The organism is Asanoa iriomotensis (assembly GCF_016862515.1).
GTDB lineage: Bacteria > Actinomycetota > Actinomycetes > Mycobacteriales > Micromonosporaceae > Asanoa > Asanoa iriomotensis.
This window is the reverse complement of sequence record NZ_BONC01000017.1, coordinates 1-14,602: the sequence shown is the minus strand read 5'-3', so window position 1 is coordinate 14,602 and position 14,602 is coordinate 1. Positions and strand designations below refer to the sequence as shown.

Below are 14,602 nucleotides of genomic sequence, written 5' to 3'. Positions count from 1 at the left end.
CCTGACCCCCAGGGTCAGTCCCACCAGTTGAACACCAACTCTCCCGGCTTCCAGCGGCCGATCTCCTCCCGCTCACCGCGGTCGAGGGTGGAGAGGTCCAGGCGTGCGAGCGGGGTCGCGAGGGTGACCGGGTCGAACACGCGGAACGGCGGGACCGAACCCAACGCGGCGGCGAGCGCCGGTTCGGACCGGAACGTCAGCGGCTCGACGGACCCGTCCGGCGGCCGCGCGATCGCCAGCCAGGGCAGCAGCGCGTGGCAGACCACGCCTATCCGGTCGTCGACCGTCCGGATGACCGTGAGGTGGAAGTTCGGTGTCACGCCGGCTGGCTCGAAGCCCTCGACCCGACCGGCCACCTCGCGCGCGGCCATGTGCACGGCCTGACGGAAGGCGCGGACGTCAGTGCGGGCAGGCGGGCCGTCGGCGGCGTCCCAGAAACCGGTGGCGCCGCGCGGGAGTGCGGTCACCAGGTCCAGCGGCCGAGCTTGCGGGGGTAGCGGACGATCAGCGTCCCGGCGGCACTGCTGCCGGTGACCACCAGGTGCGGTGCCGTGGAGGCCGGGTCGGGATAGGAGTTGACCCGGCAGAGGGTGAAGCCGCCGGTCGTGCGGAGCTTGTCCAGGTCGGCGGTGGCGCCCCGGGGCAGGACGATGAAGGTGGTGCCGCCCTGTGTGGACAGTTCGACCTCGACGAAGCGGTGGCTGAAGACGGCCTCGCGGAAGTCGAGCTTGACGATCCCGGCGACGCCGCGCACCACCAGCTTCCGCGGCACCGCCCAGCGCCCGGACCGCCGGATCTGCCCGGCGTGGCCGCGCAGCTCGACCACGTCCTTGGCCTCCATCGCCGGGACGACGGCGACGCGCGGCAGGTCGGCCAGGAACGGCTCCACGTCGCGGAAGGTGCGTGAACGCAGCACGCCGTCGACCCGCTCCTCGAACTCGGCCATGGTCAGCCGGCCCTCGGAGACCGCCGTGTTGAGGCGCGCCAGCACGCTCTCCCGCTCGGCGTCGGACATGCGAATGTCGCGCTGCGAGGGAAGCTCGGCGGTCACACCCACGACTCTACGGGCCAGGCCAGGCCCGGAACAGCTCCTGCCCGCGGCCGCGGGTCTGTCTCGTGGACAAGGCCGCCGCAGCCCGGTCAGGACTCACGACAGCCCCTGATCCGATCTGTTCCAAGGGGTGGGTCCTACCGCGCGCCGTGCTGAAGCCTCCACGAATCGGGGATGGTCCACCAACGTCCGGGCGCGTGGTGCGAGATGTGCCTGACCGGTGGCAGATCGGGAAGTTCGATCCGCGATCCACCAGCGCCGCCGCCCCGGATCAGGGACGGGCCGCGGGGCCGTGGGCGGGTTCACCCCGGCCATGATCATGTGTGGCTCGTCGGGAAGCTCGAGAGCCGCACCGCTGATCCTGTGCACCAGGTCTGGTCGACACGCCGTGCCCGAACACGACCAGCCGCACACGATCACGCCCCGGGCGTCCTACCGTCCCGACCAGCCCCACGTGGTCACGCGCGAGCGTCTCGGCGTCCCGGTCCGCTGGCATCCGATCACGAACCGGCCGTTGCCAACGGCCACCTCGGTTCCGGCACGCCCGACCAGGAGCAAGCACCGACGCGACGCGCGAACGACCACGGCGGCAAAGGCCAGCACCGGCCGAGGTGTCCTCCCGCACGCAACGGCTACGGCGGGCACGCCGCCGCGAACACCCCCACTGGCTCGGACCGGGGCCGACAGAACGCGTTCCTCCAGACGACCCAAACCAACGGCGATCGGACAGCAGCGAACGAAAGCGAAAAGCCTCCACGACCAACGGTGCGACGACCCGCGAGCCGGCGCCACCGCCACCGCAACCCACGTCAGGACCCATGACGCGTCGAAAGCCTCGCCACTGCTCACCAACGGCGACCACCGACAGTTGGAATTGATCGCCTAGTAGTAGATCGATTGACCTACGCCGCCGCCGGCGGCTATGACGTCGCCGTTGATCGCGACTGACAGGGGTGAGGCCAGGAATGTGACCAGGGCGGCTATGTCGTCGGCGTGGATCACCCGGTGCAGCGCGTTGCCCGCCAGGACCTTGCGGGTGGCCTCGTCCTCCGAGATGCCCTCGCGTTCCGCCGCCGCGCGGATGATGGCCGGGCTTCGTTGGGTGAACGGGCTCGACGGGTGCACGGCCGTCACGTTGATGCCCGACGGGCCGAGCTCCTCTGCCAGGTTGCGGGTCATCGCGACCACCGCAACGTTGCGCATGCTGGCGATCGTGTCGCCGGTGCGGCGGGCGGCGAGGCCCGAGATCGAGATGATCCGGCCCCAGCCCGCGCGGCGCATGTGCGGGGCGACCGCCCGGGCGCAGCGCAGGTAACCCATGACCTTCGTGTTCATCTCCTCGTGGAAGCGCTCGTCCGTGATGTCGTCGAGCACCGGCGGCGCGGTGCCGGCGCCCGCCGGGCGGGCCGCGCAGTTGACCAGGACGTCGACGCCACCCAGGAGCTCCATCGCGCCGGTGACCATCGCGTCGACGGCCTCTGTGGACGACGTGTCGGCGACCAGCGGCACCACCCGTACCCCAATCGCATCGTGCAATTCCCGGGCCGCGCCACCGACCTCCTCGCGGTGACGGGCGACCAGGCCGATGTCGCAACCCTCGCGGGCCAGCGCCCAGGCGATCGCGTTGCCGATCCCTCGGCTGCCGCCGGTGACGACGGCCCGTTTGCCGGCCAGCTGCAGGTCCATACCGGACATTCTGATCCGGCGGTACGGACGAGCGTGGCCGCCGCGCCCGGCGGGGAGAATGGCCGGATGCTCCCGGTCGCACTCCAGGACAGCATCGACCGCTTCGCGCGCTCGCTGGAGGTGCCGCGGCGGCTCGCGAGCCTCCATCCGCGCACGTCGGGCAACGCCGGCAACTACTCGGCGCTGCCGCCGGCGATCGTGCTCGGCGTCATCTCCGCCTTCGAGGGCTTCGTCGAGGACTTCCTGGCCACCGCGCTCCACCAGCGCGGGTACGGGCTCGCCCAGATCGCGAAGCGGGTGTCGACGAACAACCCGACGGTGGCCGACTTCCGCCGCAAGTGCGCGAGCGAGTTTCCGGGCAGCGCGACCCGGCTGGCCCACGCGCCCGAGGTGCGGGTGTGGAACATCCCCGGCATCGGCGGGCGGCCGGCCACCGAGACCATCACGTTCGCCGAGGCCGAGGCGCGCGCCGACGGCTGGATGCAGGTGCGGCACTGCCTCACCCACGGTCTGGTCTCCGGCTGGCGCAGCGAGGTCTGGCCGGGCCCGCTGCGCGGCACGACCGCGGCGAGCAGCGTGCTCCGGCCGCGGCCCGGCGGCCGGCACGCGATCGGACTGATCGGCGCGATCTCCTGCGCCCGCGTCCACCTCCACGGTGCCCGGGTCATCGGCGACGCCGTGGCGGCCGACCTGGGTGCGACCGTGGTCTGGGACGCGCTCCCGGAATTCCCGCTCGAGCGGGTTACGACCGATCCGACGCGGCCAGTGCGAGCTCCGGCTCGGAGGTCGGCGCGGCGGCCGGGTCGGGGCGGCGGCGGAACGTCCACCAGCGGTACAGCACGTAGTTGAAGACCAGGTTGGTGCCGCCGGCGATGATGCGGGCCGGGACCAGGCCGACGCCGAGCGCGCCGAGGGCGGTCACACCCACCAGGGTCAGCAAGTAGTCGCCCAGCACCTGCGGTGCGAACCGGGCGAGCTGGCCGCGCACGCCGTGGCCGTTGGCGTGGAACGCGAACGTCCGGTTGAGCGCGAAGTTCAGCGCGTACGTCACCCAGAAGGCGATGCTCACCGTCGCCGCCGCCGGCAGCGGTGTGACCGCGTCGAGGACCGCCAGCAGCGCCAGATCGAAGCCGAAGCCCAGCGCCGCGAGGGCGAGGAAACGGGTCAGGGAGTGCTTGGCGGCGAGTCGCAAGATCCGCAAGGCCCGACCCACGCCGCACACCCTAGCCCCGCAATCTGGGAATCACCGGCGAGGGTCGACATGAACTTTTGGTGCCGCGCCCCATTCGGCGGGTCGCCGGCCGGCGAGCACCTCGGCCGCGCCGTCCAGCCCGACCGTCGCGGCGACCAGCGGGCGGGGGTCGACGGCGCCGGTCGCGTACAACTCGATGGTCCCTGACAGGCCGCCCGACGCGCTGAGCACACCGACGGCGGTCACGTCCTTGAGCACGAGCTCGCGGGAGTCGACCAGCGACGGCTCCTCGGCGATGCCGATGTAGACGACCCGCCCGCCTGGCTCGACCCGGCGCACCGCGAACCCCGGCAGCGCGGTCGCGTTGGTCGCGTCGACCACCGCGTCGAAGACGCACGCGTCGGGGAGGTCGTCGGCGGTCCAGGTGTGTGCGAAGCCCAGCTCGCGGGCGAAGGCGAGCGACGCCGCGTCGCGGCCGAGCAGGTGCACCTCGGCGCCGCGGGCGGCGGCGATCTGGGCGGTGAGCAGGCCGATCGTGCCGGGGCCGAGCACCAGGAGCCGGGTCGTCGCGGTGACGGCCGCGGCCTCGACGACCCGCAGCGCGTTGCCGCCGGGCTCGACCAGGGCGCCGAGGGTGGCGTCGACCGAGTCCGGCAGCGGGTGCAGCGCCCGCACCGGCACCGGGAGTTGCTCCGCGAGCGCGCCGGGCCAGCCGCCGCGGATGCCGATCTCGAAGCGGTCGGCGCACAGGTGCTGCCGCCCGCTCAGGCACCGCAGGCAGTTGCCGCAACCGAGCATCGTGTCGCCGGTGACCCGCCGGCCGAGCCATTCGCGGTCGACCTCGGCGCCGACCGCGGAGACCACGCCACACCATTCATGACCGATCCGGATCGGGTACGCGGCGTCGCCGCTGTGCAGGTAGGCCATGTGCCCCGAGTAGAACTCGGCGTCCGTGCCGCACACGCCGGCCCGCTCGACATCGACGATCACCTCGCCGAGCCGGGGCACCGGGGGCGCTACGTCCTGGATTTCCGCCCGGCCCGGCCCGACGACGACGAACGCGCGCACGGCCACCCCCTGCCACCCGATCAGGCGAATCTTGATAATGGGCAGTATGCCTGCCCCCCTCCGCTCCGACGCGTGGTATGCCGGCCAGGACCGGAACTCCTACATTCACCGGGCCTGGATGCGCCGCGGCGCGCCGGACTCGGCGTTCGACGGCCGGCCGCAGATCGCCATCGCCAACACGGCCTCGGACCTCACGCCCTGCAACATGCACCTGACCGAGGTCGCCCGCAGCGTGGCCAACGGCGTCTGGGAGGCGGGCGGCGTACCCCTGGAACTGCCCGTCGTGTCCCTCGGCGAGACGCAGGTCCGGCCGACCGCGATGCTCTGGCGCAACATGGCCGCGATGGCCATCGAGGAGATGATCCGCGCCAACCCGATCGACGGCGTGGTGCTGCTCGGCGGTTGCGACAAGACCATCCCGTCACTGCTGATGGGCGCCGCGTCGGTTGATCTTCCGGCGCTGGTGGTGCCCGGCGGCCCGATGCTCTCCGGCACGTTCCGGGGTGTGCCGCTGGGTTGCGGCACCGACGTGTGGCGGCTGTCCGAGGAGGTCCGCGCCGGCACGCTGTCGAACCGCGACTTCCAGGCGTCGCAGTCGGCCATGATCAGGAGCAAGGGCCATTGCAACACGATGGGTACGGCCTCCACGATGGGCCTGCTCGCCGAGGTGTTGGGCACGACGCTGCCGGGCACGGCCGGGCTGCCGGCGGCGGACAGCCGGCTGCTGGCGCAGGCGCACGAGTCCGGTCGGCTGGCGGTGTCGATGGTCCAGGACGGGCGGCGGCCCAGCCAGGTGATCACCAAGGCGTCGTTCCACAACGCGATCGTCGCGTTGGGCGCGCTGGGTGGTTCGACCAACGCCGTCGTACACCTGCTGGCTCTGGCGGGTCGGCTGGGTGTGCCGCTGACGCTCGACGAGATCGACCGGGCCGGGCACGGGATTCCGTTGCTGGTCGACCTGCAGCCGGCGGGGCGGCACCTGATGGAGGACTTCCACCGGGCCGGGGGCCTCGCCGCGGTGCTGCGGGAGATCTCGGACCTCCTCGACCTCTCGGCGCTGACGGTGACCGGCCAGCCGCTGGGCGCCTACCTCGCGGACGGCGTGATCCACGACCCGGAGGTGATCCGCCCGCGCGCGGAGCCGCTGATGGCGGACGCGGGGATCGCGGTACTGCGCGGCGACCTGGCGCCGGACGGCGCGATCATCAAGCCGGCGGCGGCGACCCCCGAGTTGCTCCAGCACCGCGGGCGCGCGGTGGTCTTCGACTCCGTCGAGGACCTGCACCACCGGATCGACGACCCGGATCTGGACGTCGACGCGTCCTCCGTGCTGGTGCTGCGCGGCTGCGGCCCGAAGGGCTATCCCGGCATGCCGGAGGTGGCCAACCTGCCGCTCCCCCGCAAACTGCTCCAACAGGGCGTCCGCGACATGGTGCGGGTCTGCGACGGGCGGATGAGCGGCACCGCGTACGGCACGGTGGTGCTGCACGTCGCCCCCGAGGGCGCGGCCGGCGGCCCGCTGTCGAAGGTCCGCGACGGCGACCCGATCGTGCTGGACGTGGAGGCCCGGAGGATCGACGTGGACGTGCCCGCGGCCGAGTTCGCGGCGCGCGAGCCCGCGGCGGCGATGGTCGCGGCGCTGGCCCGGCCGACCCGGGGTTGGGAAAAGCTCTACGTGGACACCGTCCGCGGCGCGGAAACCGGCGCGGATCTCGACTTCCTGGTCGGCGGCAGCGGTGACCGGGTGCCCCGCGACTCGCACTGAAGATCTGTCGACGGATTGTCACCAAATTAGCCGCCCGGTGCGAGGGGTTTTGCCCCTTTCGGTGGTGTCGCGTTCGGGGCGGTCGCGGGTCGTCGCCGGGCGGTGTCTTGGCCGGTCGCGCGGCGTGTTTCGGGTGGCGCGCTCGACGGCCGCTACGGTTCGCGATTGGCCTGTCGCTTTGTGCACCAGTTGCGACCGGATCTCCCTTGGGTATGCTCGTGCGCGGTTTGACGGAGGGAAACGACGAGTATGACCGCCGCGCGACGACGCTGGCTTGCAACTGCTCTGGCTCTGGTCGCCGCCGCAACGGTCGCCCTGGTGCCGCCCGCGCCCGGCTATGCCGCGCCCAACCCGACGCCCACGCCCGCGGCACCCAAGGAAAAAGAGGTGCCGATGCTGGGCGACGTGCTCGCGTCGACCGGCAAGCAGTACGCCAAGGCCAAGGCGGTGCTGGACAAGTCGCGTAAGCGGCAGTTGCAGCTCGACCTCCAGGTGCAGCAGGCGGAGCAGCGGATCGAGGAGCTGCGCCCGCAGGTGACCAAGTTCGCCGCCGAGTCGTACCGGTCGGGGCGGATCAGCGCGATGGCCGCGATGCTGAACGCCTCGGACCCGAACGGCTTCCTGGAGCGGGCGACCGCGCTGGAGCAGATCAACCAGTACAACGCCGGCAAGCTCACCGCCCTCGCCGAGGCCGAGCGGACGGCCGCGGAGGCGAAGGCGGCGATCGACGCCGAGGTGGCGACGCAGAAGGCGGCGGCCGACTCGATCGCCAAGCAGAAGCGCGCCGCCGAGAACGCCCTCGACCTCGTCGGCGGCGGCATCGCGCTGACCGGCGGCGAGGACCTGGTGTCCGCGACGTCCCCGAAGGCCCGCCCGGCGCCGCGGGCCGCCGACGGGAGCTGGCCCGACGAGTCCTGCAACCAGGAGGACCCGACCACCAGCGGCTGCATCACGAAGCGCACGCTGAACGCGTACAAGGAAGTGAAGCGGGCCGGGTTCAACAAGTTCGTCGGTTGTTACCGGCCGGGCGGGCCCTACGAGCATCCGAAAGGCCGCGCCTGCGACTGGTCGTTGCGCTCGAGCGGGTTCGCGAGAGCGTCCAGCACCGCCGAGAAGCTCTACGGCAACAACCTGGCCGCGTTCCTCGTGCGAAACGCCGACGCGCTCGGGATCCTCTACGTGATCTGGTACAAACGCATCTGGTTCCCCGCCACAGGCTGGAAGTCCTACAGCGGCGAGAGCGACCACACGGATCACGTGCACATGTCGATGCTTTGACGTCAGCGCCGCCCGGAGCCGCGGTTACGCGGGTGGTTCCGGGCGGTGCGTTCGTTGCCGTGGCGGTAGTTGCCGGTCCAGCGGGCCATCACGTGCTGCGGGTCGTCGTCGACCTCGGCGAGGAACTCCCGCGCCCGTGCCCCACGCAGGGTCGTCGCGACGCGGCCGCGGTGCAGGATCAGGACCGAACCGTCGGCGCGCTGCTCGAAGGTGAATCCTTGCGGGTCCGGCATGGGCGGAGCCTAGTGGCCGACCGCCCATCACCTCGACGGAGTTTCCTCAGCGGCTCGCGCTGACCTGCCGCGCCGCCGGCGGCAGGTCAGCTCACGCCGCCGGCGGCAGGTCAGCTCACGCCGCCGGCGGCAGGTCAGCTCGCGCCGGGCCTGGGCCTATCCGGCCGCGGGCTCGAGTGGTTGGGTGCCCGGCTCGTCGGCCCGCTCCTGACCGACCGGCGGCAGGTGGCGCAGCACCCGCAGGCAGACGACGGCCGTCGCCGCGATCACCACCGCGCTGATCGCGGCGACCACGTGCAGGCCGTCGGTGAAGGCGGCCCGGGCCTGGTCGAGCAGCGCCGCCGGGGCCGCGGCGAGCGAGTCGCCAGCACCGGCCGGAGCGCCGTGGCGGTAGACGGCAGCCGCGACGCTGCCGAGCACCGCGACCCCGAGCGCGAACCCGAACTCGTTGGCCGTCTGCGACAGCGAAGCCGCGCCGCCGGCCTTCTCCGGCGGCACCGCGCCGACGACGATGCCGGTGCCCTGGGTGATCAGCGGGCCCGCGCCGACGTTGAACAGCGCCATTCCGGCGACCACCGTGGTCGCGGAGTCGGCGGTGGTCAGCAGCGCGAGGCCGACCACCGAGATGGCCAGGCCGCCCGCGATCAGGGGTGCCGGCCGGAAGCGCCGGGCCAGCGGCGGGGCGAGCTGGGTCGAGGCGATCCCGGCGGCGACGGCCGGCAGCAGGGCGAGGCCCGCGCGCAGCGGCTCGTAGCCGGCGACGAGCTGCAGATATTGCGTGATCAGCACCATCGTCGCGCCCGGCAGCATGGTGTTGACGAACATCCCGCCGAGCGCGGTGCGGAACGTGCGCTGTTTGAAGAGCCGCAGGTCGACCAGCGGGTGCGGCAGGGTCTGCTGGCGGCGCACGAAGGCCGCCGCGAACGCGAGCCCGACGATCAGCACGGCCAGCGGGGTCGGCTGGGCGCCGTGTCGGGCTAGCTCCTTGATGCCGTACACCGTTGGCAGGATCGCGGCCAGCGACAGCGCGACGCTGGTGAGGTCGAGCGGCGCGGGGTGCCGCTCCGGTTGGTCCTTGGGCAGGAGCGCCGGGCCGATGGTCAGCAGCAGGAGCATCGCCGGCACGGCGAGCAGGAAGACCGAGCCCCACCAGAAGTGCGCGAGCAGGACGCCGCCGACAACGGGGCCGATCGCGCTGCCGCCCATCAGCGACATGATCCAGACGCCGATCGCGGTCGCGCGCTGCCTTGGGTCGCGGAACATGCCGGTGATCAGCGCGAGCGTGGTCGGTCCCATGGCCGCCCCGGCGATGCCGAGCACGGCTCGGGCCGCGATCAGCGTGGTGGCGTCGGGCGCGTAGGCGGCGACCACGGACGCGACGCCGAACACGGCCGCGCCGCCGAACAGCAGCCGCCGCCGGCCCAGCCGGTCGCCGAACGCGCCCATGGTGATCAGGAACCCGGACAGCAGGAACCCGTAGACGTCGATGATCCAGAGCTGCTCGGTGCTGCTGGCGTGCAGGTCGCCACTGAGCCGCGGGATGGCGAGCAGCAGCACGAACAGGTCGATGGAGACGAGCAGGGACGGCAGGGCGAGCACCGCGAGCCCCACCCACTGCTTGCGACCTGCCCGTTGGTCTTTCATGTCCATGAGTACCTCTCCGGTGGTGTCAGGTTCACCCCGGAGGTCGGAGCCGTGGCGCGGGTTTCGACAGGTCTACCGTGATCACCTATGACCACCTACGTCAGCGACGACGAGATGCGGGCCGGTATGTCCGCCACGAAGGGCTACACGGCGGTGATCCTGCGCGCGGGCCCGAAACACGGCACGCCGGAGGCCGACGCGATCGTCTGGGAGCACGGGCGGCGCAACTTCGGGCTCCGGGCCGACGGCGCGCTCAGCATCGTCTGCCCGGTCCGGGACGACTCCGACGTCTGCGGCATCGGCATCTTCGACCTTGACCTGGCCGCCACGACCGCCCTCATGGACGAGGACCCGGGCGTGGTCGCCGGCGTCTTCACCTACACGGCCCATCCAGCCCGCAGCTTCCCCGGCGACCACCTCCCATAACTGCAGGGCGCCGGCCGCTCGGGTCCGGGACGCGAAAGCCGGCCAACCGCGGGGTTGGCCGGCCGACGAAAGCGCCGAGCTGCGGCGCGGGCTACGGGCAGGCGGCGGCGGGTGCGACGCCGAGGTTGTCCAGGGTGGAGAGCAACTCCGCGCGGGTCAGGTTGGCGCCGAAGATGTCCGATGAGCCTGGCTGTAGGACGCGGCCCGCGCTCAGCGGCGCCAGCAGCACCGGGTCGAAGCCCATCGCGTCCACGAGCTCCGCGACCACCTCGACGGCAGCCGGGTCGTCGCCCGCGACGGCCAGGGCACGGCGGTCCGGGTCACCCGACGGGCGCGTCCACGCGTCCAGCTCGTGGTAGCCCATGTGGTTGAACGACTTCACCACGTCGACACCGAGGACGTCGCGGACGATCTCGCTCGACGACGGTGTCGCCGACTCCCATAGCGGCAGCACGCCGTCCACCGGCGGCCAGTAGTTCATCACGTCGATCACGATCTTGCCCCGCAGCGCTGACGCCGGGACCGAGTCCAGGCGGGCCAGCGGCACCGCGACGAGCACGATGTCGGCCTGACCCGCCGCGTCCGCGGCGGTCATCGGCACCGCGCCCGGCGCGAGCACGTCCACGATCAACCCCAGCGCAGACGGGTCGCCCGAGCCCGCGATCGCCGTGGGGCGGCCGGCGGCGACCGCCAGTCGGGCCAGGACCGTGCCGACCTTGCCGGCGCCGAGGACGGCAACCCGGGGCGAGCTCATGACGTCTCCTTGCGGATCACCGGCGCCACCTCCGTGGCGAACAGTTCCAGGCTCTTGTCGATCATGCCGGACGGCATGCCGCCGACGTCGAACTGGCCCACGTACCGGCTGATGCCCAGCAGTTCCCGGTGCCTCATGATCTTGTCGATGACCTCCTGCGGGCTGCCGACCAGCAGGCCGGCCCGGATCCACTGGTCGTAGACCTCGCGTGGCATACCTCCGGAGAACTGCGGGAGCAGGCTCAGGTATTCCGAGTAGTACGGGTAGAACGCGTCCCGCGCGCCCTGTGACGTGCGACCCACGAACATGTGGCCGCCACTGGCCACCCGCAGCGTCGCCGGGTCGTGGCCCGCGCCGGCGGCGGCCCGGTGGTACAGCTCGACCAGGCCGCGGGCCGGCGCCGGGTCCGTGAAGATCGCGACGAACATCGGCGCGCCGAGGCGCCCGGCCCGCACGGCGGACTGCGGCGTGCCGCCGACACCCACCCAGATCGGCAACGGTTCCTGCAGCGCCCGCGGCGTGACCTCGGCGTTCTCCAGCGGCGGCCGGGTGCGGCCCTGCCAGGTCACCGGTGACTCCGCGGCGATCTGCAGCAGCAGCTTCAGCTTCTCTTCGAACAGGAGGTCGTACGAGCGCAGGTCGTACCCGAACAACGGGAACGACTCGGTGAAGGCGCCGCGCCCCGCGATGATCTCCGCCCGGCCGCCGGAGAGCTGGTCCAGCGTCGCGAACTGCTGGTAGACCCGCACCGGGTCCGCCGTCGAGAGCACGGTCACACCGGTGCTGAGCCGGATCCGGTCGGTCACCGACGAGATCGCGGCGAGCACGATCTCGGGTGCCGACAGCGTGAAGTCGGGCCGGTGGTGCTCGCCGAGCGCGATCACGTCCAGACCGGCCTCGTCGGCGTAGCGGGCCTGCGCGACCAGGTCGGCGAGCCGCTGCCGGGTGGGCACGGTGCCGCTGTCGCCGAACGAGTAGATACCAAGTTCCATCGAGAACAACCCCAAAGCGCGTACGAAGCGGAGCTTCATCTTCCGATTCCGCGAGACGTAACGTGCAACCGGAGGACACTATTCCGGATCGGCGGGACGGCGCATACCGACAGGTTCGCGATCCGATGTGCATAGGTCCGGGCCGCCTACACTCCGGCGTCCACGGACGTCGATCCCGATCAAGCCGGCATCGTCGCGGATCTGCTCACGAGCGCCGGCGTCGACGCCTGAGCCTCACGCCACCACCTGGCTGCGGCGTTCGAGCAGGACCACGTCGCGCCATTCGCCGTGGTGGCGGCCCACGCGCTCCCGGGTGCCGACCACGCGGAAGCCGGCCGCCTCGTGCAGGCGCAGGCTCGCCTTGTTGGTCGGGAACACGCCGGACTGGATGGTCCAGATGCCGGCCTGTTCGGTGGACGCGATCAACGCACCGAGCAACGCACCGCCCACGCCGCCGCCGCGCGCCTCCGACGAGACGTAGACGCTGTGCTCGACCACTCCCGCGTACACCGGTCGAGCAGACACCGGCGAGACCGCGACCCACCCGACTACTCGCCCGTTGAACATTGCGACAAACCGGTGCGATGTCAATCGAGAGCCGTCAAACGCGTCCCAGTCCGGCGCCGAAGTTTCGAAGCTGGCCTCGCCCGTGTCGAGGCCCTCCTGGTAGATCCGGCGGCACGCAGGCCAATCGACCGCCGCCATTGGTCGGATCTGTATGTCCATGAGGACCGAGCGTATCGGGACAAACGGTGTGAGTGGTTGTCGCCGCCGAGTGACGAACCGCACCCTGACCCTTCGGTTGTCCCCGATGACGGCTCTCCGGTGGCAATCTTGAATGTGCGCCATTGTTTCGGAGAGGGGGTCCGGATGGCCACGATCGGTTCACCGACACGTGTCGAGCGGCTTCCGCACGTCGACAACCTGCGGGCCGTGATGGTCGCGTGGATCATCGGTGGCCACGCGCTGCTGGGATATTCGGCCATCGGGGGGTGGCCCTACGACGAAGTCCAAGAGACCACGTTCCATCCCAAGTCAGAGCTCGCCATGGCCGTCGTCGTCGGACCGACGGCCCTTTTCGTGATCGGCACCTTCTTCTTCATCGCCGGCCTGTTCGCGCCCGCCGCGATGGCCCGCAAGGGCCCGGCCAAGTTCGCCAGCGAGCGGGTGGTCCGCCTCGGCGTGCCGTTTCTGCTGTTCGCGCTGCTGGTCTGGCCGCTGTTCATGTGGTTCGCCTACCTCTCGGCCGGCTACAAGGTCTCGTTCTGGTGGGAGTTCACCAACCGGCACCCGTTCCTGGACTCCGGCCCGCTCTGGTTCGCCGAGATCCTGCTCTACGTCTCGCTCGCGTACGCCGCGCTGGTCTGGGCCAAGGACCGCGCCCGCACCGACGGCGAGCCGGTCGAAGAGGCGCCCGCGGCCCTGGGCGGCCGCCAACTGGCGACGCTGATCGGCCTCGTCGCGATCGCCTCGTTCATCGTCCGCCTCTGGTTCCCGGCGCAGAGCAAGCAGGTCCTCGACCTGCACGTCTGGCAGTGGCCGCAGTGCGTGGCCATGTTCGGCCTCGGCGTCGCGGCGGCCCGCTTCGGCTGGGCCAAGCGGGTCCCGGAGGGCCTGCGCCGCGGCTGCGGCGTCGCGGTGATCGTCACGATCGTGTCGCTGCCGGTCTACGCCTGGACGGTCGGCATCAGCGACCTGGCCGACGACGCGGGCCCCTACCAGGGCGGCATGCACTGGCAGGCCCTGCTCCTCGCGACCGTCGAGGCGATCCTGGTCGTCGCCGGCTCGGTCTGGGTGCTCGGCCTGGCCCAGGACCGCCTGCGCGGCGACAGCCGCACCTGGCGCCGCTGCGCCCGCGGCTCCTTCGCCGCCTTCGTGCTACAGGCCCCGGTCCTGCTCACCCTCGCGATCATGTTGCGCCCCTTCGACCTGCCGGCGGAAGCGAAAGCCATCGCGGTAGGCGGCATCGGCGTCCCGGTCTGCTTCTGGCTGGCCTGGCAACTCATCGAACGCACCCCGGTCGGCCGCTACCTGTGACCATCGACAAGATCGCCTGGATCCTGCTGACCGACGGCTCGATCCTCAGCTCCCGCAACCAGGGCCGTGACGTCTTCTACCTGCCCGGCGGCAAGCGCGAGCCGGGCGAGACCGACGTCGAGACTCTGGTGCGCGAGGTCCGCGAGGAGCTGAGCGTCGCGATCGTCCCCGGCACCGAAGCGCACCTGGGCACGTTCGAGGCCGAGGCACACGGCCAAGCGCCGGGCACACGGGTGACCATGACCTGCTACACCGCCGACTACCAGGGCACCCTGCACCCGGACAACGAGATCGCGGAGCTGGTCTGGCTCGGCTACGCCGACCGCGACCGCTTCTCCCCCGTCGACCAGCTCGTCTTCGACCACCTGCACGAAACGGGCCGCCTGCGCTGACGCGCATCGAGATCATTTACCCGGGCCCGCGGTGGGCACGACCGTCGCTCCCGCCGGACACCGCTCCGCTTCGCTCCGCTGCCA

The 14,602-nt window shown here is 71.7% G+C and carries 16 protein-coding genes; 6 read left to right on the top strand and 10 right to left on the bottom strand.

Annotated features, from left to right (window positions below; genetic code table 11):
* Nucleotides 1–14: 14 nt before the first annotated feature.
* The 3 genes from Air01nite_RS14145 to Air01nite_RS14135 form a co-directional block, all read right to left on the bottom strand.
* Nucleotides 15–467 (bottom strand): hypothetical protein, encoded by a 453-nt coding sequence (locus Air01nite_RS14145; RefSeq protein WP_203702643.1) that lies wholly within the window; start codon nt 465–467, stop codon nt 15–17.
* Nucleotides 464–1,051 (bottom strand): DUF1707 SHOCT-like domain-containing protein, encoded by a 588-nt coding sequence (locus Air01nite_RS14140; protein ID WP_203702641.1) that lies wholly within the window; start codon nt 1,049–1,051, stop codon nt 464–466. The genes Air01nite_RS14145 and Air01nite_RS14140 overlap by 4 nt, the downstream gene beginning before the upstream one ends.
* An 882-nt stretch (nt 1,052–1,933) precedes the next feature.
* Nucleotides 1,934–2,737 (bottom strand): SDR family NAD(P)-dependent oxidoreductase, encoded by an 804-nt coding sequence (locus Air01nite_RS14135; RefSeq protein WP_203702640.1) that lies wholly within the window; start codon nt 2,735–2,737, stop codon nt 1,934–1,936.
* Nucleotides 2,738–2,803: 66 nt separating this feature from the next.
* On the opposite strand from Air01nite_RS14135, the gene Air01nite_RS14130 reads away from it, so the two are divergent.
* Entirely contained in the window at nt 2,804–3,586 is a 783-nt protein-coding gene (locus tag Air01nite_RS14130) for a hypothetical protein (RefSeq protein WP_203702639.1), read from the top strand.
* Here Air01nite_RS14130 and Air01nite_RS14125 read toward each other — a convergent pair.
* Together Air01nite_RS14125 and Air01nite_RS14120 are read right to left on the bottom strand one after the other, a co-directional pair.
* A complete protein-coding gene (locus Air01nite_RS14125; RefSeq protein WP_203702638.1) occupies nt 3,480–3,950 on the bottom strand; it encodes a GtrA family protein in 471 nt (156 codons plus the stop codon). The two genes, Air01nite_RS14130 and Air01nite_RS14125, sit on opposite strands and share 107 nt — an antisense overlap.
* A 30-nt stretch (nt 3,951–3,980) precedes the next feature.
* A complete protein-coding gene (locus tag Air01nite_RS14120; protein ID WP_203702637.1) occupies nt 3,981–4,997 on the bottom strand; it encodes a zinc-dependent alcohol dehydrogenase in 1,017 nt (338 codons plus the stop codon).
* A 46-nt stretch (nt 4,998–5,043) separates the two neighbouring features.
* On the opposite strand from Air01nite_RS14120, the gene Air01nite_RS14115 reads away from it, so the two are divergent.
* Entirely contained in the window at nt 5,044–6,762 is a 1,719-nt protein-coding gene (locus Air01nite_RS14115; RefSeq protein ID WP_203702636.1) for an IlvD/Edd family dehydratase, read from the top strand.
* A gap of 249 nt (nt 6,763–7,011) precedes the next feature.
* Nucleotides 7,012–8,040, top strand: a complete 1,029-nt coding sequence (locus Air01nite_RS14110) for a coiled-coil domain-containing protein (protein WP_203702634.1) — start codon at nt 7,012–7,014, stop codon at nt 8,038–8,040.
* A gap of 2 nt (nt 8,041–8,042) precedes the next feature.
* On the opposite strand, the gene Air01nite_RS14105 is transcribed toward Air01nite_RS14110, so the two are convergent.
* Nucleotides 8,043–8,273 carry a hypothetical protein gene (locus tag Air01nite_RS14105; protein WP_203702632.1) on the bottom strand — a complete coding sequence of 77 codons (231 nt, stop codon included), beginning with the start codon at nt 8,271–8,273 and terminating at the stop codon, nt 8,043–8,045.
* A 156-nt stretch (nt 8,274–8,429) separates the two neighbouring features.
* A complete protein-coding gene (locus tag Air01nite_RS14100) occupies nt 8,430–9,923 on the bottom strand; it encodes an MFS transporter (protein WP_203702630.1) in 1,494 nt (497 codons plus the stop codon).
* A gap of 81 nt (nt 9,924–10,004) precedes the next feature.
* Between Air01nite_RS14100 and Air01nite_RS14095 the strand changes: the two genes are divergently transcribed.
* Complete coding sequence (locus Air01nite_RS14095; RefSeq protein WP_203702628.1) at nt 10,005–10,343, top strand: hypothetical protein; 339 nt, start codon at nt 10,005–10,007, stop codon at nt 10,341–10,343.
* A gap of 91 nt (nt 10,344–10,434) precedes the next feature.
* Here the strand turns inward: Air01nite_RS14095 and Air01nite_RS14090 are convergent, their stop codons facing one another.
* The 3 genes from Air01nite_RS14090 to Air01nite_RS14080 form a co-directional block, all read right to left on the bottom strand.
* Nucleotides 10,435–11,097: an NADPH-dependent F420 reductase gene (locus Air01nite_RS14090; RefSeq protein ID WP_203702626.1), complete on the bottom strand. Its 663-nt coding sequence runs from the start codon at nt 11,095–11,097 to the stop codon at nt 10,435–10,437.
* Entirely contained in the window at nt 11,094–12,089 is a 996-nt protein-coding gene (locus tag Air01nite_RS14085) for an LLM class flavin-dependent oxidoreductase (protein WP_203702624.1), read from the bottom strand. The genes Air01nite_RS14090 and Air01nite_RS14085 overlap by 4 nt, the downstream gene beginning before the upstream one ends.
* Before the next feature lie 234 nt (nt 12,090–12,323).
* On the bottom strand, nt 12,324–12,815 hold the full coding sequence (locus Air01nite_RS14080; RefSeq protein ID WP_203702622.1) for a GNAT family N-acetyltransferase: 492 nt from the start codon (nt 12,813–12,815) through the stop codon (nt 12,324–12,326).
* 144 nt (nt 12,816–12,959) lie between these two features.
* Between Air01nite_RS14080 and Air01nite_RS14075 the strand changes: the two genes are divergently transcribed.
* Nucleotides 12,960–14,126 carry an acyltransferase family protein gene (locus Air01nite_RS14075; protein ID WP_203702621.1) on the top strand — a complete coding sequence of 389 codons (1,167 nt, stop codon included), beginning with the start codon at nt 12,960–12,962 and terminating at the stop codon, nt 14,124–14,126.
* The gene (locus tag Air01nite_RS14070) at nt 14,123–14,518 is read left to right on the top strand and encodes an NUDIX hydrolase (RefSeq protein WP_203702620.1); all 396 of its coding nucleotides are present in this window, start codon (nt 14,123–14,125) and stop codon (nt 14,516–14,518) included. Before Air01nite_RS14075 ends, Air01nite_RS14070 begins: the two co-directional genes overlap by 4 nt.
* Nucleotides 14,519–14,602: the final 84 nt, after the last annotated feature.

What these genes read in the sequence shown, in the direction of transcription:
- Air01nite_RS14115 (WP_203702636.1), top strand. Translation starts at nt 5,044, where the DNA reads ATGCCTGCCCCCCTCCGCTCCGACGCGTGGTATGCCGGCCAGGACCGG.
- Air01nite_RS14100 (WP_203702630.1), bottom strand. Translation starts at nt 9,923, where the DNA reads ATGGACATGAAAGACCAACGGGCAGGTCGCAAGCAGTGGGTGGGGCTC.
- Air01nite_RS14105 (WP_203702632.1), bottom strand. Translation starts at nt 8,273, where the DNA reads ATGCCGGACCCGCAAGGATTCACCTTCGAGCAGCGCGCCGACGGTTCG.
- Air01nite_RS14085 (WP_203702624.1), bottom strand. Translation starts at nt 12,089, where the DNA reads ATGGAACTTGGTATCTACTCGTTCGGCGACAGCGGCACCGTGCCCACC.
- Air01nite_RS14110 (WP_203702634.1), top strand. Translation starts at nt 7,012, where the DNA reads ATGACCGCCGCGCGACGACGCTGGCTTGCAACTGCTCTGGCTCTGGTC.
- Air01nite_RS14095 (WP_203702628.1), top strand. Translation starts at nt 10,005, where the DNA reads ATGACCACCTACGTCAGCGACGACGAGATGCGGGCCGGTATGTCCGCC.
- Air01nite_RS14090 (WP_203702626.1), bottom strand. Translation starts at nt 11,097, where the DNA reads ATGAGCTCGCCCCGGGTTGCCGTCCTCGGCGCCGGCAAGGTCGGCACG.
- Air01nite_RS14135 (WP_203702640.1), bottom strand. Translation starts at nt 2,737, where the DNA reads ATGGACCTGCAGCTGGCCGGCAAACGGGCCGTCGTCACCGGCGGCAGC.
- Air01nite_RS14080 (WP_203702622.1), bottom strand. Translation starts at nt 12,815, where the DNA reads ATGGACATACAGATCCGACCAATGGCGGCGGTCGATTGGCCTGCGTGC.
- Air01nite_RS14075 (WP_203702621.1), top strand. Translation starts at nt 12,960, where the DNA reads ATGGCCACGATCGGTTCACCGACACGTGTCGAGCGGCTTCCGCACGTC.
- Air01nite_RS14130 (WP_203702639.1), top strand. Translation starts at nt 2,804, where the DNA reads ATGCTCCCGGTCGCACTCCAGGACAGCATCGACCGCTTCGCGCGCTCG.